Genomic DNA, 22,663 nt, shown 5'->3' on the forward strand with positions numbered 1-22,663 from the left:
CACTATAACCACGACCAAACCCGCGCATCGAGCCGTCGTCAGCACGGCCTCCTTTATTGACAGCCCCCGGCGCTGTCAAGGCACGTGGATAACACCTAACATATTGGAATATTTAGAAATTCGGGCTAAGTGCGACATTCTTGCCGCAATGCGGTGCCGATTGTGGCATTTTTTCAGCCGGGAGAACGGCGCCCTCAGCCGGCGTCGCGGATGCGCTCTGCGGTGGCCAGATCGACCGAAACCATCTGGCTGACGCCGCGCTCGGCCATGGTCACGCCGAAGAGCCGCTCCATCCGCGCCATGGTGATCGGGTTGTGGGTGATGAGGATGAAGCGCGTTTCAGTGTTTCGCGCCATGTCGGCGAGCAGATCGCAGTAGCGTTCGACATTGGCGTCATCGAGCGGTGCGTCGACCTCGTCGAGCACGCAGATCGGCGAGGGGTTGGTCAGGAACACCGCGAAGATCAGCGCGGTTGCCGTCAGCGCCTGCTCGCCGCCGGAGAGCAGCGTCATCACCTGCGGCTTCTTGCCGGGGGGGCGGGCGAAGATCTCGAGCCCGGCATCGAGCGGATCCTCCGAATCCACCAGCTTGAGCTCCGCCTCGCCGCCGCCGAACAGCACGCCGAAGAGCCGCTGGAAGTGGCTGTTGACGATCTCGAAGGCGGCAAGCAGCCGCTCGCGCCCCTCGCGGTTCAGCGCTCCGATCGCTTGCCTCAGCCGGCGGATCGCCTCGGTCAGGTCGTCGCGCTCTCCGGAAAGTCCCTCGCGCTTGGCCTTCACCTCGGTCAATTCATCCTCGGCCCGCAGATTGACGGCGCCAAGTCGCTCGCGTTCGCCCTTGAGGTTGGCGAGCCGTCGCTCGACCGTTTCCGGCTCCGGCAGCGCGTCGCCAGGCTTGATTCCGGCGATGGCCTGCAGGCCGTCGAGGCCGGTTTCCAGCCCGTCTTCGATCTGGCGGGTGATGTCGGCGACGCGCTGGCGGGCGGCTTCGAGCCTTGCTTCCGCCGAGGCGCGGCGCTCGCGCGCGCCGGACAGCCCTTCGAGGGCGATGCGCGCCTGCCGGTCGGCCTCCGCCAGCGCGGTTTCGCCGGAGGCAAGCCGGTCGGCTGCCTCGCGGCGAGCACCTTCCGCCTGCTCGATCTCGGCGAGGAGGCGGCGCCGCTCGGTCAGGAAGGTGTCGGGCGCTTCCAGCAACGTCCTCTGCTCGGTGCTGGCGACGTCGATCCGGTGCCGTGTCTCTTCGGCGCTCTGGAGGCTGGCTGCCGCGCGCTCCTTCCAGGCTTTGACGTCGGCGGCGATCGCGGCGCGGCGCCGCATCCGCAATTCGGCTTCCCGGGCCAGGGTCTGGACCCGGGCGCGGGCGTCGGAGGCGGCGGCGCGGGCCTCGCCCAGCACCACCCGCGCCTTGAGCAGCGTGTTTTCCAGCGCGGCGGAGGCGGGCAGGGCGGCAAGCCCTGCTTCTTGCACCGCCACTTGCTGAGAGGCCTCGGACACGGCCTGGCCGAGCCGCTTGATCGCTTCGGCCAGGGTTGAACGCTTGACCAGGGTCTCGGCCGCCTTGCGCTCGGCGACCGCAAGCTGCTCGCGCGCCTGATCGACGCTCCGGCGCGCCAGCCGCGAGACCTCGATCGCGGCGGTTTCCGCCTGCGCAGCCGCGCGCGCCTCGGCGCCGACGGCGTCCAGAACCCGGCGGGCGGTCTCCGCCGCCTCGCGCGCGGCCTTCGCCTCACGCTCAAGATCGACGAGGCGATTCTTCTCGGAAAGCCGTCTGGCGGCGGGGGAGGGAGCGTCGGCTGCGCTGGCGAAGCCGTCCCAACGCCAGAGATCGCCTTCGCGCGAGACCAGGATCTGGCCCTGCTTCAGCTCTCGCCGGAGGGCGTCCCCCAATTGGCGCGCGACGACGCCGATCTGCGCGAGCCGCCGCCTCAGGGCGGCGGGGGCCTGGACATGAGCAAGCAGCGATTCGGCTCCTGTCGGCAGGTCAGGGTCGCCGCTTCCTGCTCCGGTATCGTCCCAATGTGCCGGGGCGGCCGCTTCGGTCGAGGCGTCGAGATCGTCGCCGAGCGCGGCACCCAGCGCGACCTCGTAGCCCTTGGCGACGCTGACGGCTTCGAGGATCGCCGGCCAGCGATAGCCCGCTGCCGGGGCAAGCAGCTTGCGCAGTGTGCCGATCTCGGTGTCGAGCCGCTGGGCTCTGCGGTCGGCCTCGGCAAGCGGACCGCGCAGCGCCGCTTCGCGCTCGCGTGCTGCCGCGACAGCTTCGCGTGCCGCCCCGACATCGGATTCCGCTCTCTTGGCCGCCTTCTCAGCCGTCGCAAGAGCTTCGCGCAGCCTGTCGAGCAACGTCTTCGCATCGGACGCATCGAGCGCTTCGAGGTCGCGGCGCAGCTTGTCGCGCTCGCCGCCGGCGCGGACCTGCCGCTCGCGCGCTTCGCGCAAGGAACGCTCCAGCGCATCGCGTCTGGCGGCGAGATCGGACAAAGCTGCCTGCGCGCTGGCCTGCTCGGCCTCAGCCGCTGCGAGGGCTGCTTCGGCCTCGCGCTGCGCTGCCGTCGCGGCCTCGGCGCCCGATCCGGCGCCATCGCCCTCGCGGGCGAGTGCGGCATCCTCCTCCGACAGCCGCGCGAGGCTCTCGGCGGCATCGCGGCCGATATTTTCCTGCCTTGCGAGATCGGCCTGCAGTTCCGCAAGACGGCGCCCGAGATCTTCGGTTCGCTGTCGCGATCGGCGATTCTCGGCTTCGAGTTCGTCGAGGCCGCGCTTCAGCCGAACCAGCGCCGCTGCGGCAGTCGCCTCGCCCTCGCGCAATGCCGGCATCGCATGGGCTGTGATGGCCTGCCGCTTGGCGGCCTCGGCCTGAATGCCGGTCTGGTCGGCGACGCCTCGCACCGCCTCTTCGAGCACATGCGATGCCTGCGCTTCCTGGGCGCGGGCATCGTGCAGCGCGATCAGCGCCAGGATCGCCTCGGCGCGTCGGATGTCGCCTGCAAGGCTGCGGTAGCGCCCGGCCTGCCGCGCCTGCCGCTGCAGGGCGTCGATCTGCCCGTCGATCTCGCCGAGCACGTCCTCCAGCCGGGTCAGGTTCTCTTCGGCGCCGCGCAGCCTGAGCTCGGCCTCATGGCGGCGACTGTGCAGGCCGGCGATGCCGGCGGCATCTTCCAGGATGCGCCGGCGCGATTGCGGCTTGGCGGAGATGATCTCGCTGATCTGCCCTTGCCGCACGAGGGCCGGGGAGCGCGCGCCGGTCGCGGCATCGGCGAAGAGGAGCTGCACGTCCTTGGCCCGCACCTCCTTGCCGTTGATGCGGTAGGTCGAGCCTTCCTCGCGCTCGATCCGGCGGGTGACTTCGAGGACTTCGGCCTCGTTGAAGGCGGCCGGAGCCTTGCGGTCACTGTTGTCGAGGGTGAGCGAAACTTCGGCCATGTTGCGGGCCGGGCGCTCGTTCGAGCCGCCGAAGATGACGTCGTCCATCCCCGAGCCGCGCATGTTCTTGAACGAGCTTTCGCCCATCACCCAGCGCAGGGCTTCGACGAGGTTGGACTTGCCGCAGCCATTCGGCCCGACGATGCCGGTCAGCCCCGGCTCGATCAGGAACTCGGTCGGCTCGACGAAAGTCTTGAAGCCGGCGAGCTTGAGGCGCGTCAGGTGCATGGTGCCACCGCGCCGGCCTGAAAAGCCTCAGCCCTCATCCTTCGAGACGCTGCTGCGCGGCTCCTCAGGAAGAGGGCTGAGATGACTGCCTCGCGCTGGGAGCGCAAGCGGATGGGAGGCCCCTCAGTTGGCGAGGAGCGGCTCCAGGATCTTGTCGAACTCGGCGATCGAGAGCGCACCGGAACGCTTCTGCCCGTTGATGAAAAAGGTCGGCGTCGAATCCACGCCAGCCTTGGCCCCGCCATCCTTCACGACTGTGACGGCGTCATAGATATCCTGCCGTTTCAAGCAGGCCTCGAAGGATTCCTGTGTGAAACCGGCCTGCTTGACCAGCGTGGCCAGCGCGTCCACCGGCTTCTCGGTGAAGGCCCAGTTGCGTTGCTGCGCGAAGAGCAGGTCCGTCATCGGGTAGAACTTGTCGTTCCCGTTGCAGCGCGCGAGCATGAAGCCGGCCGTCGCCAGCGGGTCGAGCGGGAACTCGCGCAGCGTGAAGCGCACCTTGCCGGTGTCGATGTATTTCTTCTTCAGCTCCGGCCAGGTCGTCTCGTGGAAATGCGCGCAGTGCGAGCAGGTCATCGAGGCGTATTCGACGATCGTGACCTTGGCGTCGGGGGAGCCCAGCCAGACATCGCCGAGCGGGCCGGCATCGGGAAGCTTGGTCTGTGCCCGCACGGCGTTAACGCCGGCGAGCGCGGCGGCCGCGATACCGGCTGCGCCGGTCAGGAGCTGTCGCCTGTTCGTCATCGTGAGCAATCCCCGAAAGGTCCAAAAGCGGTTGCGGAGCTTGAGTATTTTCAAGCGAAGCGGACACCCGTTCGCTTGAAGCAAATGCGATGAATCGCTCTATAGAGGCCAGCGCGATTGTGGCAAGAGCACATCGTGCCGCTGCGCGCATTGCTCACGAAGCCGTGTCATGGTCTCGCGTTTTCGCACTGAGTGCGACGGCCCGGCCGAGCCGCGCCAGCGCTTCGCGCAAGCCCTCGTCAGCGACGCAGGCGACCTGCTCGTCGATCCGCGCCGCTGCTTCCTCGTTGAGCTTCGGCGCCGGTTTGGGCGCCACGGGCCGGGCGACCGGCCCCTGCTTGAGCACGAGCTTGCCGACGGCGCGCCAGCCGAGATGGGTGTTGACCCGCTCGATCACCAAGGGGCCGAGCTGCTGCATCTCCAGCGCGAAAGCGCCTTCGACGCGCACGACCATCGTTGCCGGCTCGGTCGCCTCGCCAGGGGCGGGCCGGCGCCGCGGCCAGTCGATCTTGAGCGGGCGCGAGCGCGCCGCCAGCCTCTCGCCGACGATCTCAGGCCAGAGCGAAACGACGGCACGCCCCGCGAAGCCCTGCGCGGCGAGCGCGGGCGCGATGCAGTCGTCGATCAGCTCTGCGAGGTGCTTTGCGGCCATGGCTCAGTTTGCGCGAGCGGGCGGCGGCCTGGCAAGTCGATTGCGCGGCGCGGGGCATCATCATGTCCGAACGCGTGGCCATTTCTGCCTCACCGGGTTGAAACTGACAGTTGAAATTAACTCGCCTACAGCATTTCAGCGCTAAATGCCGCAATGGCAGGTCCGGCGGGAACTGTCGCCGAGGGCGGTGACGTACTCGGCTTGAGTTGGGCCTACGCCTGAAGGTTCGAATGCGATGCCGAATTGCTCCTGCGCCACTGTTCATACCCTCGGCTGCGATGCGCCCGATGATCCGAACCGCCGCCAGTTCTTCACGGCGGCCGTCGCATTGAGCGCTGCCGGTGCGATGGCGCTGCCTGCCGTCGAAGCTGTCGCCGCTACGCCTTCGCCGGAAAAGCGGAAATTCATGGAAGAGGCGACGCGGCTCGCGATCGAATCGGTTGAGAAGGGATGGGGCGGTCCCTTCGGCGCCGTTATCGTCAAAGACGGTGAAATCATCGGACGCGGCCAGAACCGCGTGCTCCTCACCGGCATTCCCGTCCTCCATGCCGAAGTCACCGCGATCATGGATGCTTCGGCCCGCCTCAATCCCAAGGCGCTGCTGGGCAGCGAATACGGTGCCGGCACGATCCTGGAAATGATCCCGCGCGAGGCAGGCTCTCCCGATCCGGTGCCAGAGCGCGCGCGCATGCTCAAGGGATGCGAGATCTACATCAACGGCGCGCCCTGCCCGATGTGCATGAGCGCGATCTACTGGTCTCGCATCGACCACGTCTATTTTGCCGCCAGCCTGAAGGACACCAGCGCAATCGGCTTCGACGACGCGTTCCAATACGAGGATTTCGCCAAGCCGTGGGGCGACAGGCGGATCAGGGTGACCGAGAACTTCGAGCGAGAGGTTGGTCTCAAAGCCTATGCGGCGTGGACCAACAAGACGGATCGTCACCCCTACTGAGGCGCGTGGTCGAGACCGGCCGCTATGCGGCCGCGGAAAGTCAGAAGGCCGAGGACAGAAATGATCCGGCTCCGCGAAAGCGGGACCGGGGCGCAATGACTGACGCCCGTTTTCGATCCCAGCGACTGTTCGGCCTTTCGCGACGTCGGCTCCTCGCGCTAAACCCGGCGCATGGACGCCTCCGTTCCGATGGCCCGCGCGGTCGATCTGCTCGCCTGGTATGACCGCCATCGCCGCGCGCTGCCCTGGCGCGCCGTGGCGGGCGAGCGCCCTGATCCCTATCGTGTCTGGGCCTCCGAGATCATGCTGCAGCAGACCACGGTCGCGGCGGTCAAACCGTATTACGAGCGCTTCATGGCGCGCTTCCCGACCGTAAAGGCCCTTGCCGAAGCGCCTTCCGAGGATGTGATGCAGGCCTGGGCCGGCCTCGGCTACTATTCCCGTGCCCGCAATCTCCACGCCTGCGCCCGCGCGGTCACCGAGAATCACCGCGGTCGCTTCCCCGATACGGAGGAGGGGCTGCGGGCCTTGCCGGGCATCGGCGCCTACACGGCCGGAGCGGTCGCCGCCATCGCCTTCGACCGGCCGGCCGCGGCCGTCGACGGCAATGTCGAGCGCGTCATGACGCGGCTCTTCGCCATCGCCGATGAACTGCCGGGCGCGCGGCCGCTGATCCGGGAGAAGGTTCTGGCGATGCTGCCGATCGATCGGCCCGGCGATTTCGCGCAGGCTCTGATGGATCTCGGCGCGACCATCTGCATGCCGCGCAACCCGGCCTGCGGGCTCTGCCCCTGGCGCGATCCCTGCCGGGCGCGGGCGGACGGCATGCAGGAGAGCTTTCCGCGCAAGGCGGCGAAGAAGGCGGGCAAGATCCGCTACGGCGCTGCCTTCGTCCTGACCCGTGCCGATGGGGCCATCCTGCTGCGCACGCGCCCCGCCAAGGGGTTGCTTGGCGGCATGGCTGAGGTGCCGACCAGCGAATGGCGCGCCGATTACGAGCTTGACGGCGCCGCGCAGGATGCGCCGCTGCCCCTGCGCTGGACCCGGCTGGCCGAGCCGGTGCGCCACGTCTTCACGCATTTCCCTTTGGAACTGACGGTGTTCACCGGCAGCGTTCCGGAGCGGACTCTAGCTCCCGCTGGCATGCGCTTCACAAAGCTGGCGAATCTTGCCGGCGAGCCGCTGCCGAGCGTCATGCTGAAGGTCGTCGAGCGCGCGGGGCTCTACCGCTCGAAGACGCGATAGGTCATCGTCATCGTCCTGAAGCTTTTTGACCTCAGCGCCGCGGGAGCCGTTCTTCAGGATGGTGGCCATGACAGCCCCGCTACGATCTCACGAGCCAGAGTGGGCGCGCAGCCGGCGCGCGCATCCTCTGAACGAATGATGGCAGGAGTTTTGGCCGGCGGGCGGTCAGCCCGCCGCCATCTGCGCCCTGATCTCGCCGCGCAGCGCGTCGAGCACGGTCAGCCCGCCTTCGCGCTCGACATGCCAGAAGGTCCAGCCATTGCAGGCCGGTAGGCCCTGTGCCAGCGCGCCGACCTTGTGGATCGAGCCCACGGCAGGGCCGAGGATCAGCGTGCCGTCGGCGCGGATAACGGCCTTGTGGCGCCGCTTCTCGTCATGGACGGTCTCGCCGGCCTTCACCAGCCCGGCTTCGACCAGGCTGAGGAACGGCACGCGCGGCTCGCTGCGCTTGGAGGGCGCGGTGGAGAAGGCTTCCGGCGCCAGCGGCGTCACCGCGGCGATGCGCTCGCGCGCAGCCTTGGCATAGGTCGCATCGCGCTCGAGGCCGATAAAATGGCGGCCGAGCGCCTTGGCGACGGCGCCGGTCGTGCCGGTGCCGAAGAACGGATCAAGGATCACGTCGCCAGGATTGGAGGCCGAGAGCAGGACGCGGGCAAGCAGGGCTTCCGGCTTCTGCGTCGGGTGCACCTTGGCGCCGCCAGCGTCCTTCAGGCGCTCATCGCCTGTGCAAAGCGGCAGATACCAGTCGGAGCGCATCTGCAGGTCGTCATTGCCGCCCTTCAGCGCTTCGTAGTGGAAGGTGTATTTCGAAGCTTCGCCGCGCGCCGCCCAGATCAGCGTCTCATGGGCGTTGGTGAAGCGCCGGCCGCGGAAGTTCGGCATCGGATTGGCTTTTCGCCAGACGATGTCGTTCAGCATCCAGAAGCCGAGATCCTGCAGCGTCGCACCGACGCGGAAGATATTGTGGTAGCTGCCGATGACCCACAGCGCCCCGTCCGGCTTCAGCACGCGGCGCGCGGCGGCAAGCCAGGCGCGCGTGAAGGCGTCGTAATCGGCGAATGAGGCGAACTTGTCCCAGTCGTCGTCGACGGCATCGACGAGGCTGTCGTCGGGCCGGCGCAGATCGCCGCCGAGCTGGAGGTTATAGGGCGGATCGGCGAAGATCAGGTCGACGCTTGCCGGCGGCAAGGCGTTCATCGCCGCGACGCAGTCGCCGACGAGGATCTGATCGAGCGGCAGTTCCTGCGGAACGCCGATTTGTTCGGGAAGGCTCCTGGCCTTCATCCGAGCCCCCAGCGCTGGCCGTCCGGTACGCGAAACCTGAATCCGGACGGGAGCGCTGGCGGTCCCGGTACGCGAGATACCCATGACGCCAAGACCGTTACGCAACTTCAACGAGCGCGATATTGGCCGGACAGGGTAAAGGCCGGGTTTCCGCTTTGAAAAAAATGCGTCCCGTTTTGGGGCTGCAGATTTTGCCTAGCTCGTTGGCAAACAAGGGAAATTCGTAAACGGGCGTTAACCCGCGGATTGCCGCTAGGGCAATCTGGCAGGGTTCCCGTCATGCTCGGGTTTGACCCGGTATCTCCTGCCGAGGACGGCCCTGGGGCCTCCTTCTGTCTGAGATTCTCGGGTCCGGGCTTCGCTTCACCCGAGAATGACGCCAGGCAATCCTTACCGGAACCAGACGCCCTTCACCGGGGCGAAGGAATAGCGGTGCTCGGGGCAGGGGCCGTGCTCGGCGATGGCCTTGCGATGCTGCGGCGTCGCATAGCCGACATGGCCGGAGAAACCATAGGCCGGATAGCGCCGGCACAGCCGCGCCATCATTCGGTCGCGCGTCACCTTGGCGACGATCGATGCGGCCGCAATGGAGGCCACGGCACCGTCCCCCTGAATGATCGCCTCGCAGCTACAGCTCATCTGCGGCGGATCGTTGCCGTCGACCAGCACATGCAGCGGCGCCAGCGGCAGCGCGGCGATCGCCCGGCGCATCGCCAGCAGCGTCGCCTGTCGGATGTTGAGCGCGTCGATCTCGACCGCTGTGGCGCTGGCGACAGCCACTGCAAGCGCCCGCTCCATGATCTCGCCGAAGAGCTCCTCGCGGATCGGTGCCGGCAGCTTCTTCGAATCGTCGAGCCCATGCGGCACGCGGGCCGGATCGAGGATGACGGCCGCCGCCACGACCGGGCCGGCGAGCGGCCCGCGCCCAACCTCGTCAATGCCGGCCAGCGGCCAGAGGGCGTTAGCGATGGCGTGTGTCTCGCGGCTGAAATCAGCGGGCATGGCGGGCTTATGCAACAGAGTGCCGCCGCGAGCTAGACCGCTGTCGTCCTCCTCCACCATCATCCCGGACAATCTGCCATGGGCGGCGCCGATCCGGGATCCATGCCCAAGCCTTCAATCAGAGGCGCTCCGGCAATCAGAGGCGCTCCGGAATGGATCGCGGTTCTACGCTTCGTTGCGCCCGGTACGACCTCCGCGCGTGTCCATTCAAAACAGGCTCAGCTGCGCCTTTTCCTTCTCGGGCCTTACGAACAGGTCGGTGCGCAGCCTCCGGCGCGCCGTGTTGAAGCCGATACGCTCGGCCGCAAGCTCGAAACGCCGACCGATCATCCAGGCATAGGGACCTGAGCCGACCATGCGCTGTCCCCATTGCGAATCATAATCCTTGCCGCCGCGGGTCGAGCGGATCAGCGACATCACATGCCGAAGCTTGTCGGGATGATGCGTCAGCAACCACTCCTGCACGATGTCGCGCACCTCGAGCGGCAACCGCAGCAGCACATAGCCGGCCTCCTGCGCGCCCGCCGCCTTGGCGGCGTCCAGAATTCGCTCGATCTCATGCTCGTTGATCGCCGGTACGATGGGCGCAACCAGCACCGTCACCGGGATGCCGGCTTCCGACAGCTTGCGGATCGTCTCGAGCCGCTTCGGCGGCGAGGCGGCGCGCGGTTCCATGCCCCGCGCCGTCTTGGGATCGAGCGTCGTGACCGAGAGCGCGACCTTGACCAGGCCCTTCTCGGCCATCGGGGCGAGGATATCGATGTCGCGCTGGACCAGGGCCGATTTGGTGACGATGCCGACCGGGTGGTTGAACTTCGAGAGCACTTCCAGGATCTGGCGCATGATCCTCAGCTTCTTCTCGATCGGTTGATAGGCGTCGGTATTGGTGCCGATCGCGATGGTGCGCGGCTGATAGGAAGGAGAGGAGAGTTCCTTCTCCAGCAGTGCCGCGGCGTCGGGTTTCGCCGTCAGCTTGCTCTCGAAGTCGAGGCCGGGCGAGAGGCCGAGATAGGCGTGGGTCGGCCGCGCGAAGCAGTAGACGCAGCCATGCTCACAGCCGCGATAGGGATTGATCGAACGGTCGAAGGAGATGTCCGGCGAGTCGTTGCGCGTGATGATGTTGCGCGCCTTCTCATAGGCGATCTCGGTCTTGAACGGCGGCAACTCTTCCAGCGAGCCCCAGCCATCATCCTCGGTGACGCGCTGCTCCGCTTCGTAGCGCCCTCCCGGATTGACGGTGGCGCCCCGCCCGCGCCGTCGTTCCGGGTCGATGCGGTGGCCGGCATAGGCGAGCGGGTCGGCCGGCGCGACGACTGGCGCCGAGATGGTCGGCTCCCTGTCGTGCCGCCGCAGCGGCTGGGCCGATGGATAGGGCCTTTCGGTGGGTCTGGCCTGTGGCATGGCTTTCGAACCGGTTCACTGCCGGGAATCGGCATTTTGTGATCTCGGATAGAGTGAACATAACAAGAACAAAATGCAAGAGCCGGATTGCGGCGTGCTGCGCTGCGGCATAGAACCTTGCGTATGCTCACAGCCGTGATCCGCGCCGATGGTTCCCCACGAGCTCTCGCCGCCACGCTGGCCGTGCTGATCCCGGCGGTGGCGGAAGGGCTGCTCGGTCATGCGGTGATCGTGGATACGGTCGGCGCTCCCGATTTCGAGCGTGCCGCGGACACGACCGGCGCATGCTATCTGCGCACCGGCCCGGCCGCGGCCTGGCAGGGTGGGGCGGCCGCGGCGCGCGGCGATCGGCTCGTGCTGTTCGAGGCCGGCGACGTGCCGCAGGCGCACTGGGCGCTGGTGGTGGAGCGCTATCTGTTGCTCACGCCGGATCTGCCGGCCCTGATACCGCTTCACGCAGTCGGCGCTGCGCTGCGCGAGCGCGTCGCGCTGTCCTTCGCCGGGCGCAGGCTCCGGTCCGGGCTCGTGTTGCCGAAGGCGATGGTCCTGGAAGGGCGCCTCGACCAGGCGCCGCAGCGCCTGCCGGTGTGGCGCGAGCGCGCAGGGTAGGGCGGTGTCCGAGGCGGCATGACATCGGGCCGCGTGCCTCCTAAGCTGGAGGCGTCGGGAGGCTGATATGACGATACCGGGCGAGATTCTTCTGGCGAGCGATCTGTCCTCGCGCACCGACAGGGCTGCGGAACGCGCAGTGCTGCTGGCGCGCGGATGGCAGGCAAAGCTCGCGATCCTGCATGTCACGAATGCGACGGAGCAGGGGAGCGCCGGTCTTGCGGCCGAGGCCTGGCGCGAGGAGCTGCCCTCGGCGGCCGGCGAGGCGGAACTGCTGGTCCGTAACGGTTCGTTGCCGGACGTGCTGGCCAAGGTCGCCGCCGAGCGGGGCAGCGGACTGATCGTGACCGGCGTCGCGCGCTACAACGACGTCCGCGACTACGTTGTCGGGACGGCCGTTGACTATATCGTTCGCAGGGCGGCTGTTCCGGTCCTGATCGTCCGCCGGCGCGCCGATCGCCCTTACGGCACGATTGTCGTCGGCACGGATTTCTCGGAGGGCTCGCGCCGGGCTCTGCTGGCGGCTGCGGAACTGTTTCCGCAGGCGCGCCTCCTGCTGGTTCATGCCCATCCCGGCCCCGGCCCCAGGACCGATTTTCAAGGCAAGGGCGATTTCCTCCGCGCGGAGGCCGAGGCCGGGATGAAGGCCTTCCTCGACGCGGCAAAGCTTCCCGAGAGCCTCATCACGCGGCTCAGCACCCAGAGCGTCGAGGGCAATGCCGCCGCGGCCATCGAGCATTGCCGCGCCGCGGCCGGAGCAGAATTGGTCGTCGTCGGCCGCTACGGGCAGGGTGGCTTTGCCGAAGCGGTGATCGGCAGCACGGCCGAGACGATCTTGGGCACGGTCCGGGCCGATATCCTGATCGCGCCCGGCGCCTGATCGCCGGCGTCGGCTCACCGGCTCGGCTGTTCGAAGGATCCGTGTGCGAATGCCTATACGGGGTTCCGGAAGGTGTCGCAGCTCTGCAGCGAGCCCGACTGGAAGCCGGTGTTGAACCACTTCGTCCGCTGCGCCGACGAGCCGTGCGTGAAGGAATCCGGCACGACTACGCCCTGCGCCGCCCGCTGGAGCTTGTCGTCGCCGATCGCAGAGGCGGTGCGGATAGCTTCCTCGATATCGCCTTGGTCGATCCGGCCCATCGCCTGGATATTATGCGCCCAGACGCCGGCGAAGCAGTCGGCCTGCAATTCGATCCTGACCGAGATCGCGTTCGAATCGCGCTCGGAGGAACGCTCGCGGATCTGGTTGGCCTTGGGCAGGATGCCCAGCAGGTTCTGGACGTGGTGGCCGACCTCGTGCCCGATCACATAGGCATAGGCGAAGTCGCCGCCGCCGCCGAGCTTGCGCTGCATCTCCTGAAAGAAGGAGGTGTCGAGATAGACCTTCTTGTCCACGGGGCAGTAGAACGGCCCCATCGCCGATTGCGCCGTGCCGCAGCCCGAACGGTCGACGCCGGAGAACAGCACGAGCCGGGGCGGCTGGTAGCGGATATTGGCCTGCTGCGGCAGGATTTTCGACCAGACGTCCTCGTTCTGCGCCAGCACGGCCGAGACGAAGCGGCCCATCTGGTCCTGCGGCGGGCCGGAAGAGCGGCGGGTTTCCTGCGTCTGCTCGCGCCCGCCAATGCCGCCGATCATTTCGGCGCCGCCGATCAGCAGGCGGGGATCGATGCCGAGCGCCCAGCCGAGAAGGCCGAGCACAACCATGGTGCCGATGCCGATGCCGCCGCGCCCGCCAGGCATGCCGGCGAAACCGCCGCCACCGCCGCCGCCGCGCCGGTCCTCGAGATTCTCGGACTGGCGATAGTCTTCCCACTGCATGGACGGTTCCTCGACGAAACGCCCCGCAATCTCGCCGGGAGATGCGGGGAACTCAAGTCGTCTTTGCAGGCCCCGCCTGAACGAAGCCTGATCGTTATCCTCTCACTCAGTGATAGCCGCTGTCGACCCTGACCTTGCCGCGGAAGGTCCAGTACACGAAGGCCGTATAGAACAGGATCATCGGCAGGAGGAAAGCGACGCCGATCAGCACGAAGATATGGGAGGAGGGTGCGGCCGCCGCGTCCCAGATCGTGATGTCGGGCGGCACCAGATAGGGGAAGTTCGAGATCGACAACCCGACGAAGCAGAGCAGAAAGATCGCGACGGTCAACGCGAAGGGCGTGAACTCATGCGCGCCATGCAGCCGCCGCCAGGCGAGGTAGCCGCACAGCGCCGTCAGCAGCGGGAACGGCCAGAGCCAGACGAGATTGGCCGGGGTGAACCAGCGCTCGGCGATTCGCGGGTGGGCATAGGGCGTCCACAGCGAGACCAGCGCCGCGAAGGCCAGGAGGCCCAGCAACAGGATCTTCGCCTGCCGCCGGGCCCGTTCGGCGACGGGGCCGTCGGTCTTGTAGAGCAGCCAGGTCGCGCCGAGCAGGGCGTAGCCCACGATGACACCGGCTCCGCACATCACCGTGAACGGCGTCAGCCAGTCGAGCGGCCCGCCGGCGAACTGGCCGTTCTTGACGGTGACGCCCTGGATCAGCCCGCCGAGCACGAGCCCCTGCGAGAAGGCAGCGACGGCCGAACCCAGCCAGAAGGCGAAGTCCCAGCGTCGGTGATGCGGCTTGGCCACCCAGCGGAACTCGAAGGCGACGCCGCGGAAGATCAGTGCCAGCAGCATCAGCGTGATCGGGATGTAGAAGGCCGGCATGATGATGGCGTAGGCCTGCGGGAAGGCGACCCAGAGGCCGCCGCCGCCCAGCACCAGCCACGTCTCGTTGCCGTCCCAGAACGGGGCGACCGAGTTCATCATCTGGTCGCGCTCGCCCTCGTCCTTCGTCGTCGGGAACAGGATGGCGATGCCGAGGTCGAAACCGTCGAGCACGACGTAGAGCATCACGGCGGTGCCGATCAGCACGGCCCAGATGACCGGAAGATACCATTCCATCGTCGTGGCTCCTCAGATCGCCGGCTGGATCTTGTCGTCGCCGGGCTGGCCGTCGCCGAAGATGGTGGCGGCTTCGCCCTGCACGGCCTTGAGCGTGCGCTTCGAGGGTTGCTCGGGCGCGTCCGGGCCTGCGATCTCGTCCGGTCCCTTGTCGATCAGGCGGTTGATCAGGAGGATGCCCGCCGTGAACACCACCGAGTAGACGCAGACAAACAGGAAGAGCGAGATCGCGACCTGGGTGGTCGTCACCGGCGAGACGGCATCGGCCGAGCGGATGATGCCCGTCGCGAGCCAGGGCTGGCGGCCCACTTCCGTGACGAACCAGCCCGAGAGGATGGCAAGGAAGCCGACGGGCCAGGTGTATTGGGCGATCCAGAGCCAGCGCCGCGATTCGAACACTGTGCCCTTGCGCCAGAGCCAGGCGCCGATCCAGCCGAACAGGATCATCAGCACGCCGATCCCGACCATCGCCCGGAAGGCGAAGAACGGGATGAGAACCGGCGGCCGGTCCTGCACGGCAAAATCCTTCAGGCTCGGGAAGAGCGCATTCATGCTGCCATGGGTGACCAGGCTGGCGACGCCGGGAATCGAGACCTCGAAGCGATTGAGCTCGGCCTTCTCGTCGGGCCAGGCGAAGAGCACGAGGGCGCCGGGCTTGGACGAATCCCAATGCGCCTCGATCGCGGCCAGCTTGGCCGGCTGGTAGGTCGCGGTGTCGCGGCCGTGGAAATCGCCGATCACCGCCTGCAGCGGCGCCGTCAGCGCGATCATCAGGATCGCCATCCGCACCATCGTCTTGGCCGATTCTGTGCGGTGCCCGGCGAGCAGATGGCGCGCGCCGGTCGCCAGCACGACGAAGGCGGTCGTCAGATAGGCCGCGGTCATCATATGGGCGAAGCGCAGCGGGAATGTCGGATTGAAGACGATCTTCACCCAGTCGACGGGATAGGCGATGCCGTCGCGCACCTCGTGTCCAGCCGGATACTGCATCCAGCTATTGGCCGAGAGGATCCAGAAGCCCGAGAGCGCCGTGCCACCCGCGACGATCACCGCCGAGGTGAAGTGCAGCCAGGGCGGCACGCGCTTCCATCCGAACAGCATCACGCCGAGGAAGGAGGCCTCGAGGAAGAAGGCCGATAGCACCTCGTAGCCGATCAGCGGGCCGACCACGTTGCCGACGGCCGTCGAGAACCGGCTCCAGTTGGTACCGAACTGATAGGACAGCACGATGCCGGAGACGACGCCCATCGCGAAGGATACGGCGAAGATCTTGGTCCAGAAGCGTGCGAGCAGATGAAACTTCTGGTCGCCCGTCTTCAACCAGAGGCCGAGCAGTGTCGCGATATAGGCGGATAGCCCGATGGTGAAGGCTGGAAAGACGATGTGAAATGAAACGGTGAAAGCGAACTGGATGCGTGAAAGCTGAAAAGCGTCGATTTCCATCGCAAGACTCCGGCCAGCTACCGCCTCGGGGCGGCTTGAAACGATCCTGCCGAAGGCAGCATCGTCGCTCTCGGCCAGATTAGTCAAATCCGAGGCTGGGCGAGAGGCGCGGATGTCGCAGTCGCCGGTCGTGATGTCGCAGGGGAGGGGGCCTGCAACCTCGGCGTGCAACCGTCCCGGCGCGGAACTGCGCGCACTGTTGCACCCAAACGGAATGGTTCTCTGGGCGCGCGGAGACGTTGCCTCTACTCGTATTCGCCCTCGATATCCCTGCCGGTATAATCCTTCATCAAGGCTGTCGCGATCAGGCTCAGGATTGCGCAGGCGAGAATGTAGAAGGCGATCGCATAGGCCGTTCCATACTTGGCAAACAGCCAGGCGGCGATGAGCGGAGCCGGGCCGCCGGCGATCACAGAGGCGAGCTGATAGCCGAGCGAGGCGCCGCTATAGCGCAGGCGGCCGGTGAAGGATTCCGCGATCAGTGCCGCCTGCGGTCCATACATCATGTCATGCGGCACCAGCGAGATCACGATGGCCAGGAAGATCAACAGCGCCGAGCCGGTGTTGAGCATCCCGAAATAGATGAAACCGAAGGCGCCGGTCGCCGCAGCGCCGATCATATACATGCGCCTGCGTCCGATCAGATCGGAGATGTGGCCGAAGAGCGGGATCGAGACGAAGGACAGGACCGAGGCCGCCAGCACGGCGACGAGCAGAAAATCGCGCGAGACCTTCAGCGTCCCGACGCCGTAGGCGAAGATGAAGGCGGTGAAGATGTAGAAGGGCGCCTGCTCAGCCATGCGTAGCAACGCACAGAGCAGAATCTCCTTGGGGTGGCGCTGAACCACCTCCAGCATCGGCGCGCGCTCGACCTTGTTCTCGGCGACGAGCCTGCGGAATATCGGCGTCTCCATGATGCCGAGCCGGATCCAGAGGCCGATCGCGACGAGCACGAGGCTCAGCAGAAACGGAATGCGCCAGCCCCAGGTCAGGAACTGGTCGCCGGAGAGCCAGCTGAAGGCGAGGACAGCCAGATTGGCGAGGAACAGGCCGCAAGGCACCCCGAACTGCGGCCAGGATGCGATGAAGCCGCGATGATCGGCTGTCCGCGCCCATTCCATCGAGAGCAGCACGGAGCCGCCCCATTCACCGCCCACCCCGACGCCCTGAATGAAGCGCAGCACCGTCAGGATGATTGCGCCCCAGATGCCTATGCTCTCATAGGTCGGGACGAGCCCGACGAGAAATGTCGCGATTCCCATCAGCATGAGCGTGGCGATCAGCGTCGATTTGCGGCCGATGCGGTCGCCATAATGGCCGAAGATCGCCGCGCCGATCGGCCGGGCGACAAAACCGACCGCATAGATGGCGAAGGCCTCGAGCGTGCCGACGAGCGGCTCCGATCGCGGGAAGAACAGCCGCGCGAAGACAAGACCGGTCACCGTGCTGTACAGGAAGAAATCATACCATTCGATTGCGGTGCCGATTGTGCTTGCGACGATGGCACGCCGCAGTTGCCTATCATGCTCTTGCTCGGACAGTATGCCGGCGCCAAGATCGATGACAGCCATGGTCAGCCTCCACGCATTGGTTCACCGCGCAGGCCGCTGCAAAATCAAGTGATATTATATCGCAAATCGCCGGAAACGGCTATTTCTCATGCCTTGGCCGCGGGGCAATCGCTTCAAATTGATCGACCGCGCATGATTCCGGCCATTCGGGGCCTCGTGATGCGGAGCTGCTGCCGGAAACCGAGATTTCGAAGTGGGACTTTGGCGAGATTTCCGGTTCCTCCATCACCGCATTTGGCGGCCCGACTTCGGTTCCGGGAGCCTATGCGAGCGCAGCCTTGAGCGCGCGCAGGTCGCGCCAGGCGAGGCGCTTTTGCAGCGGCTGCCGCAAGAGATAGGCCGGGTGCAGCGTCGCAATGGCGCGAATGCGGCGCGAGCCGGTATCGTATTCCACCCATTGCCCGCGCGAGCGCAGGATGCCGCTGAAGCCGAGCAGCCCCTGCGCCGAGGGGCCGCCAACACAGACCAGGATGTCGGGGTCGGCGAGCTCGATCTGGCGCTGGATGAAGGGCAGGCAGATCGCGACCTCCTGCGGCGTCGGCGTGCGGTTGCCCGGCGGACGCCAGGGCAGGAGATTGGCGATGTAGACGTCGTTCTGGCGGCTGAGGCCGATCGAGGCCAGCATCCGATCGAGCAATTGGCCGGAGCGGCCGACGAAGGGGAAGCCTAGCCGGTCCTCATCGGCGCCCGGCGCCTCGCCTACCATCATCACCCGGCCTTCCGGGTTGCCATCGGCGAAGACGAGATTCTTGGCTGTCGCCTTCAAGGCGCAGCCTTCGAACTTCGCGAGCGCTTCCTTCAACTCGTCGAGCGTGCGCGCCTCGCGGGCCAGCGCGCGGGCGTTGAGGGTTGCGTCGTCGGGCGCCGTGGCGGCCGCCGCGATCGGCCGGGCGGGAGCGGCCGGACGGCCCGGCAACGAGCGCAGGCGAGGTTGGCCGGCGCCGGCGGAGGGGGGCGGCTCGGCGAAATGATTGCGCGGCGCCTCGTCGAGCGCCTCGGTCACGCCCATCTCGGCGTACCAGCTCAAAATCTCGTAAGGGTCTGGCGCGTCGGGGCCGGCTGTATCGGACAGGCTCATGGCCGCATCCTATACGCTGCAACGCCGCTTCGCGAGCCAACGCAGTTGCAAAATGGAACGGGCACTTGGATAGAGGGGTCCAGACTGGACGGAAGCCGAGCGTTGAACGAGTCGGCATAATAGTTCATATATAAACTAATCGCGCGACGCGGGTTGCCAAGGCGGAGGGCAGGATGGATCTCAAGGAAGCGCAGAGCGAACCGCGCGAGAGCATGGACTATGACGTCGTCATCGTCGGCGCCGGTCCTGCTGGTCTGGCGGCTGCGATCCGGCTGAAGCAGCTCGACGAGAACATCTCGGTCGTCGTGGTCGAGAAGGGGGCCGAGGTCGGCGCCCATATCCTCTCCGGCGCCGTCATCGATCCGATCGGCCTCGACCGTCTGGTGCCCGACTGGCGCGACGATCCCGAGCGCCCCCTGACCACAGAGGTCAAGGAAGACGTCTTCTATTTCCTGACCCAGCCGAGCGGTCTTCGCCTGCCGAATTTCGGCATGCCCTCGCTGATGAACAATCACGGCAATTTCGTCGGCTCGCTCGGGCTGGTCGCGAAGTTCCTGGGTGCGCGCGCAGAGGCGCTCGGCGTCGAGATCTATCCCGGTTTCGCCGCCGCCGAGCTGCTGTTCAACGAGGACGGTTCTGTCGCCGGCATCGCGACCGGCGACATGGGCATCGCCAAGGATGGCACCGTCTCGGACCGCTTCACCCGCGGCATGGAGCTGCGCGGCCGCTACACGCTGCTGGGCGAGGGCGCGCGTGGCTCGCTCTCCAAGATCGCGATCAGGAAATTCGGCCTGGACGCCGGCCGCGAGCCGCAGAAATACGGCATCGGCCTGAAGGAGCTCTGGCAGGTCAAGCCGGAGAAGTTCCACAAGGGCCGGGTCCAGCACTCCTTCGGCTGGCCGCTCGACAATGGCACCGGCGGCGGCTCCTTCCTCTATCATTTCGACGACAATCTGGTCTCGGTCGGTTTCGTCGTGCATCTGAACTACCAGAACCCGACTCTCTCGCCCTTCGACGAGTTCCAGCGCTTCAAGACCCATCCGCTGATCCGAGACACTTTCGAGGGCGGCAAGCGCATCGGCTATGGCTCGCGCGCCATCACCGAGGGCGGTTTCCAGTCGGTGCCGAAGCTGACCTTCCCGGGTGGCACGCTGATCGGCTGCGCCGCGGGCTTCGTCAACGTTCCCCGCATCAAGGGCAGCCACAACGCCATCCTGTCGGGCATGCTGGCGGCCGAGAAGCTGGTGCCGGCGCTCCAGGCGGGCCGCAGCCATGACGAGGTCGTCGAGATCGAGACGAGTTGGCGAGACAGCGCCATCGGCAAGGACCTGAAGCTCGTCCGCAACGTCAAGCCGCTCTGGTCGAAGTTCGGCACGCTCATCGGCATCGGGCTCGGCGGCGTCGACATGTGGCTGAACCAGCTCTTCGGCTGGTCGCCCTTCGGCACGCTGAAGCACGGAAAGCCCGACTACGCGACGCTGAAGCCGCTCGCCGAGGTGACGCCGATCACCTATCCGAAGCCGGACGGCAAGATCTCCTTCGACAAGCTGTCATCGGTCTTCCTCTCCTCGACCAATCACGAGGAAGACCAGCCGGCTCACCTGAAGCTGACCGATCCGTCGGTTCCGATCGCGAAGAACCTGCCTGTCTATGGCGAGCCGGCACGGCTCTACTGCCCGGCAGGCGTCTACGAGGTCGTCTACGAGAATGCCGAGACGAAGAGCAATCCGCGCTTCGTGATCAACGCGCAGAACTGCGTCCACTGCAAAACCTGCGACATCAAGGACCCCGCCCAGAACATCACCTGGACGGTGCCGGAAGGCGGCGGCGGGCCCGGCTACGCGAATATGTGATCGGCTCTCTCTGAGAGTCCTGCGAACAAGGGCGCGCTGCGAGGTGCGCCCTTTCATGCTTGGAAATGGTGGTTCGGCCTTTGCGCACGGCCGGAGCTGCCGGCTCCGGCTTGTCCGCGGCGAAGCCGAAGAGAAGAGCCGTTGCGGCAGAGTTCAGATCAGTCTTCATCCTCGGAACGGTCCCGACAATGATCGCTGCCTGAGCTGCAAGCAGGGGAGATAGAGAGTCGCTATCCTTGTGCCGGCGGACAATGTTTTCTCGCTGTACGCCTCCGGGAAAAACGGGTCTTCGGGGACTGTTGCGCCGCCGCTACGAAGCCGCCGCATTCGCGCAGGGCCCCGCTTGCCCGCCCGCCCGGAAACCGCCATCTTGGCGGCCTACGCGAGCCATCACGGTCCGCCGAAGGAGCGCCCGGAGCATTTGGGCGGCGGACCGAGGGAGAACAGCAGTCGTGACATTTCTGAAGAAGGTGCGTGCCTCCGGTACGGCTGCTGCCTTGTCGTTGTTGATGGTCTTGCCCGTGGCCGCTGCGGCCCAGGGAGCGACCGCGCCGCGTTCGTCTGATTCGCTGGAGCCAGCCGACAGCCTCGAAGGGAATTATCTCGCCGCCATCGTGGCGGGCGCCTCGCGCGATCTCGGCGCGGCCTCGGTCTATCTGCGCGAAGCCGTGCGGGAAGATCCGCGCAACAGCGAGTTGCTGGAGCGCGCCTTCGTCGCCTTTCTCGCCGATGGCGCCATGCCTGACGCCTTCCGCGCCGCCGACAAGCTGATCCAGCAGGATCCGAGCAATGGCCTGGCGCAGCTCGTCATCGGCATCCGCTCGATCAAGCAGAAGAGCTACCAGACCGCCCGCAATCACCTCCAGCGCGGCGGTCGCGGCCGGGCGGCCGACATCACGGCGACGCTGCTCTCCGCCTGGTCCTACCTTGGATCGGGTAACGCCAAGCGCGCCATCGAGACGCTGGAGCGTCTGAAGGGCGAGCCCTCCTACAACCTCTTCCGCGACTATCATGCCGGCCTGATTCTCGACGCAGCCGGGCGCAAGGCCGAGGCCGAAAAGCGGCTGAAGGCCGCCTACGACGCCGAGAAGACCACGTTGCGCCTCGTCGACCTCTGGGCGCGCTTCCAGGCCCGCAGCGGCGATTTTGCCGGCGCGGCAGTCACTTACGCCGAGTTCGACCGGCTGCTGCCGAATCATCCGATCATCCGCGAAGGCATGTCGCTGGTGTCGAAGAAGGAGGCACCGCCGCGTCAGATCCAGACCGCGCAGCAGGGCGCGGCCGAAGTTCTCTACGGGCTCGCCAGCGCGGGCAACCGGCAGGGCGACGAAGCCGCAGCGCTTCTCTATCTGCGCATGGCGATCTACCTGGATCCCGGCCATGACCTCGCCATCCTGACGCTGGGCGACATCCTCGAGCGGGCTCGCCAGCCCGAGGACGCGGTCGCGGTCTATGACAAGATGCCGGCCTCCTCGCCGCTGCGGTCCAACGCCGAGATCCAGGCGGGCCTCGCGCTGGAGAACCTAGGCAAGCCCGATGAGGCGGTGAAGCACCTGGAGAAGGTCATCGCCGAGCGGCCGGACGATGTCGATGCGCTCGCGGCGCTCGGCAACATCTATCGCTCGCGCAAGCAGTTCGCCGAGGCGGCCGCCGCCTACGACAAGGCCATCGACAAGCTCGCGTCCCCCGGCCGCGCCAACTGGGATCTGTACTATTTCCGCGGCATCGCCCGGGAACGCATCAACCGTTGGCCGGAGGCCGAGGCCGATCTGCGCAAGGCTCTTGAACTCCTGCCCGATCCGCTCGGCCGCGAGCGCGCGCTGGTGTTGAACTATCTCGGCTATTCGCTGGTCGACAAGCATCTGAAGCTCGACGAGGCACTGGGCATGCTGCGCCGCGCCGTGGAGCTGCGTCCGCGCGACGGCTACATCATCGACTCGCTCGGCTGGGCCTATTACCGGCTCGGGCGCTATGAGGATGCCGCGCGCGAGATCGAGCGCGCGGCTGAGCTGCGCCCCTCGGACCCGGTGATCAACGACCATCTCGGCGATGTTTATTGGCGCACCGGCCGCCAGCTCGAGGCGAAGTTCCAGTGGAATCACGCGCGCGATCTCAAGCCCGAGCCGGAGGATCTCGAGAAGATCCAACGCAAGATCGAGCACGGGCTGGAAGGCCCGTCCGCCAACGTGACCGACGACGCCAAGAAGGACGGCGGCTGACGCCGATCCCGTCGCCGGGCTGAAC

16 protein-coding genes and 1 pseudogene are annotated in these 22,663 nt (G+C 66.7%); 6 read left to right on the top strand and 11 right to left on the bottom strand.

Annotated elements, in window-relative coordinates; genetic code table 11:
* Nucleotides 1-194 precede the first annotated feature (194 nt).
* From AB4Z16_RS08590 to AB4Z16_RS08600, 3 genes are all read right to left on the bottom strand, one after another.
* Entirely contained in the window at nt 195-3,650 is a 3,456-nt protein-coding gene (locus AB4Z16_RS08590; protein WP_441510919.1) for a chromosome segregation SMC family protein, read from the bottom strand.
* Nucleotides 3,651-3,773: 123 nt separating this feature from the next.
* Nucleotides 3,774-4,394: a DsbA family protein gene (locus AB4Z16_RS08595; RefSeq protein ID WP_441510920.1), complete on the bottom strand. Its 621-nt coding sequence runs from the start codon at nt 4,392-4,394 to the stop codon at nt 3,774-3,776.
* Nucleotides 4,395-4,548: 154 nt separating this feature from the next.
* Nucleotides 4,549-5,046, bottom strand: a complete 498-nt coding sequence (locus AB4Z16_RS08600; protein WP_441510921.1) for a DUF721 domain-containing protein — start codon at nt 5,044-5,046, stop codon at nt 4,549-4,551.
* Nucleotides 5,047-5,452: 406 nt separating this feature from the next.
* Here AB4Z16_RS08600 and AB4Z16_RS08605 point away from each other — a divergent pair, with 406 nt between their 5' ends.
* Together AB4Z16_RS08605 and mutY are read left to right on the top strand one after the other, a co-directional pair.
* Nucleotides 5,453-6,001 carry a nucleoside deaminase gene (locus AB4Z16_RS08605; RefSeq protein ID WP_441510922.1) on the top strand — a complete coding sequence of 183 codons (549 nt, stop codon included), beginning with the start codon at nt 5,453-5,455 and terminating at the stop codon, nt 5,999-6,001.
* A 171-nt stretch (nt 6,002-6,172) separates the two neighbouring features.
* Nucleotides 6,173-7,219: pseudogene (gene mutY, locus AB4Z16_RS08610) on the top strand (A/G-specific adenine glycosylase); the annotation flags it as partial.
* 192 nt (nt 7,220-7,411) lie between these two features.
* On the opposite strand, the gene AB4Z16_RS08615 reads toward mutY, so the two are convergent.
* The 3 genes from AB4Z16_RS08615 to AB4Z16_RS08625 all read right to left on the bottom strand — a co-directional run bounded on the left by AB4Z16_RS08615 (nt 7,412) and on the right by AB4Z16_RS08625 (nt 10,933).
* Nucleotides 7,412-8,614 carry a site-specific DNA-methyltransferase gene (locus tag AB4Z16_RS08615; protein WP_441510923.1) on the bottom strand — a complete coding sequence of 401 codons (1,203 nt, stop codon included), beginning with the start codon at nt 8,612-8,614 and terminating at the stop codon, nt 7,412-7,414.
* Between the two features lie 306 nt (nt 8,615-8,920).
* Nucleotides 8,921-9,532, bottom strand: a complete 612-nt coding sequence (locus tag AB4Z16_RS08620) for a ribonuclease HII (protein ID WP_441510924.1) — start codon at nt 9,530-9,532, stop codon at nt 8,921-8,923.
* 207 nt (nt 9,533-9,739) lie between these two features.
* Complete coding sequence (locus AB4Z16_RS08625) at nt 9,740-10,933, bottom strand: PA0069 family radical SAM protein (RefSeq protein ID WP_441510925.1); 1,194 nt, start codon at nt 10,931-10,933, stop codon at nt 9,740-9,742.
* A gap of 117 nt (nt 10,934-11,050) precedes the next feature.
* Here AB4Z16_RS08625 and AB4Z16_RS08630 point away from each other — a divergent pair, with 117 nt between their 5' ends.
* Entirely contained in the window at nt 11,051-11,542 is a 492-nt protein-coding gene (locus AB4Z16_RS08630; protein WP_441510926.1) for a hypothetical protein, read from the top strand.
* Nucleotides 11,543-11,609: 67 nt separating this feature from the next.
* The gene (locus AB4Z16_RS08635; RefSeq protein ID WP_441510927.1) at nt 11,610-12,422 is read left to right on the top strand and encodes a universal stress protein; all 813 of its coding nucleotides are present in this window, start codon (nt 11,610-11,612) and stop codon (nt 12,420-12,422) included.
* A gap of 53 nt (nt 12,423-12,475) precedes the next feature.
* Here AB4Z16_RS08635 and ypfJ read toward each other — a convergent pair whose 3' ends face one another.
* The 5 genes from ypfJ to AB4Z16_RS08660 form a co-directional block, all read right to left on the bottom strand.
* Nucleotides 12,476-13,363, bottom strand: a complete 888-nt coding sequence (ypfJ, locus tag AB4Z16_RS08640) for a KPN_02809 family neutral zinc metallopeptidase (protein WP_441510928.1) — start codon at nt 13,361-13,363, stop codon at nt 12,476-12,478.
* Nucleotides 13,364-13,469: 106 nt separating this feature from the next.
* The gene (cydB, locus tag AB4Z16_RS08645) at nt 13,470-14,474 is read right to left on the bottom strand and encodes a cytochrome d ubiquinol oxidase subunit II (RefSeq protein WP_441510929.1); all 1,005 of its coding nucleotides are present in this window, start codon (nt 14,472-14,474) and stop codon (nt 13,470-13,472) included.
* A 12-nt stretch (nt 14,475-14,486) separates the two neighbouring features.
* On the bottom strand, nt 14,487-15,917 hold the full coding sequence (locus tag AB4Z16_RS08650) for a cytochrome ubiquinol oxidase subunit I (protein WP_441510930.1): 1,431 nt from the start codon (nt 15,915-15,917) through the stop codon (nt 14,487-14,489).
* A 245-nt stretch (nt 15,918-16,162) separates the two neighbouring features.
* On the bottom strand, nt 16,163-17,488 hold the full coding sequence (locus tag AB4Z16_RS08655) for an MFS transporter (protein WP_441510931.1): 1,326 nt from the start codon (nt 17,486-17,488) through the stop codon (nt 16,163-16,165).
* A 262-nt stretch (nt 17,489-17,750) separates the two neighbouring features.
* Nucleotides 17,751-18,566: a uracil-DNA glycosylase gene (locus tag AB4Z16_RS08660; RefSeq protein WP_441510932.1), complete on the bottom strand. Its 816-nt coding sequence runs from the start codon at nt 18,564-18,566 to the stop codon at nt 17,751-17,753.
* A 173-nt stretch (nt 18,567-18,739) separates the two neighbouring features.
* On the opposite strand from AB4Z16_RS08660, the gene AB4Z16_RS08665 reads away from it, so the two are divergent.
* Together AB4Z16_RS08665 and AB4Z16_RS08670 are read left to right on the top strand one after the other, a co-directional pair.
* Nucleotides 18,740-20,419, top strand: a complete 1,680-nt coding sequence (locus AB4Z16_RS08665) for an electron transfer flavoprotein-ubiquinone oxidoreductase (protein ID WP_441510933.1) — start codon at nt 18,740-18,742, stop codon at nt 20,417-20,419.
* A gap of 452 nt (nt 20,420-20,871) precedes the next feature.
* Nucleotides 20,872-22,638, top strand: a complete 1,767-nt coding sequence (locus tag AB4Z16_RS08670) for a tetratricopeptide repeat protein (protein WP_441510934.1) — start codon at nt 20,872-20,874, stop codon at nt 22,636-22,638.
* The last annotated feature ends 25 nt before the right edge of the window (nt 22,639-22,663 follow it).

This window comes from Allobosea sp. TAF32, from assembly GCF_052113585.1.
Classification (GTDB): Bacteria; Pseudomonadota; Alphaproteobacteria; order Rhizobiales; family Beijerinckiaceae; genus Allobosea.

Excerpts from the sequence above, each read along its gene's own strand:
- AB4Z16_RS08590 (WP_441510919.1), bottom strand. The coding sequence starts at position 3,650 with ATGCACCTGACGCGCCTCAAGCTCGCCGGCTTCAAGACTTTCGTCGAG.
- AB4Z16_RS08595 (WP_441510920.1), bottom strand. The coding sequence starts at position 4,394 with ATGACGAACAGGCGACAGCTCCTGACCGGCGCAGCCGGTATCGCGGCC.
- AB4Z16_RS08600 (WP_441510921.1), bottom strand. The coding sequence starts at position 5,046 with ATGGCCGCAAAGCACCTCGCAGAGCTGATCGACGACTGCATCGCGCCC.
- AB4Z16_RS08605 (WP_441510922.1), top strand. The coding sequence starts at position 5,453 with ATGGAAGAGGCGACGCGGCTCGCGATCGAATCGGTTGAGAAGGGATGG.
- AB4Z16_RS08615 (WP_441510923.1), bottom strand. The coding sequence starts at position 8,614 with ATGGGTATCTCGCGTACCGGGACCGCCAGCGCTCCCGTCCGGATTCAG.
- AB4Z16_RS08620 (WP_441510924.1), bottom strand. The coding sequence starts at position 9,532 with ATGCCCGCTGATTTCAGCCGCGAGACACACGCCATCGCTAACGCCCTC.
- AB4Z16_RS08625 (WP_441510925.1), bottom strand. The coding sequence starts at position 10,933 with ATGCCACAGGCCAGACCCACCGAAAGGCCCTATCCATCGGCCCAGCCG.
- AB4Z16_RS08635 (WP_441510927.1), top strand. The coding sequence starts at position 11,610 with ATGACGATACCGGGCGAGATTCTTCTGGCGAGCGATCTGTCCTCGCGC.
- ypfJ (WP_441510928.1), bottom strand. The coding sequence starts at position 13,363 with ATGCAGTGGGAAGACTATCGCCAGTCCGAGAATCTCGAGGACCGGCGC.
- cydB (WP_441510929.1), bottom strand. The coding sequence starts at position 14,474 with ATGGAATGGTATCTTCCGGTCATCTGGGCCGTGCTGATCGGCACCGCC.
- AB4Z16_RS08650 (WP_441510930.1), bottom strand. The coding sequence starts at position 15,917 with ATGGAAATCGACGCTTTTCAGCTTTCACGCATCCAGTTCGCTTTCACC.
- AB4Z16_RS08655 (WP_441510931.1), bottom strand. The coding sequence starts at position 17,488 with ATGGCTGTCATCGATCTTGGCGCCGGCATACTGTCCGAGCAAGAGCAT.
- AB4Z16_RS08660 (WP_441510932.1), bottom strand. The coding sequence starts at position 18,566 with ATGAGCCTGTCCGATACAGCCGGCCCCGACGCGCCAGACCCTTACGAG.
- AB4Z16_RS08665 (WP_441510933.1), top strand. The coding sequence starts at position 18,740 with ATGGATCTCAAGGAAGCGCAGAGCGAACCGCGCGAGAGCATGGACTAT.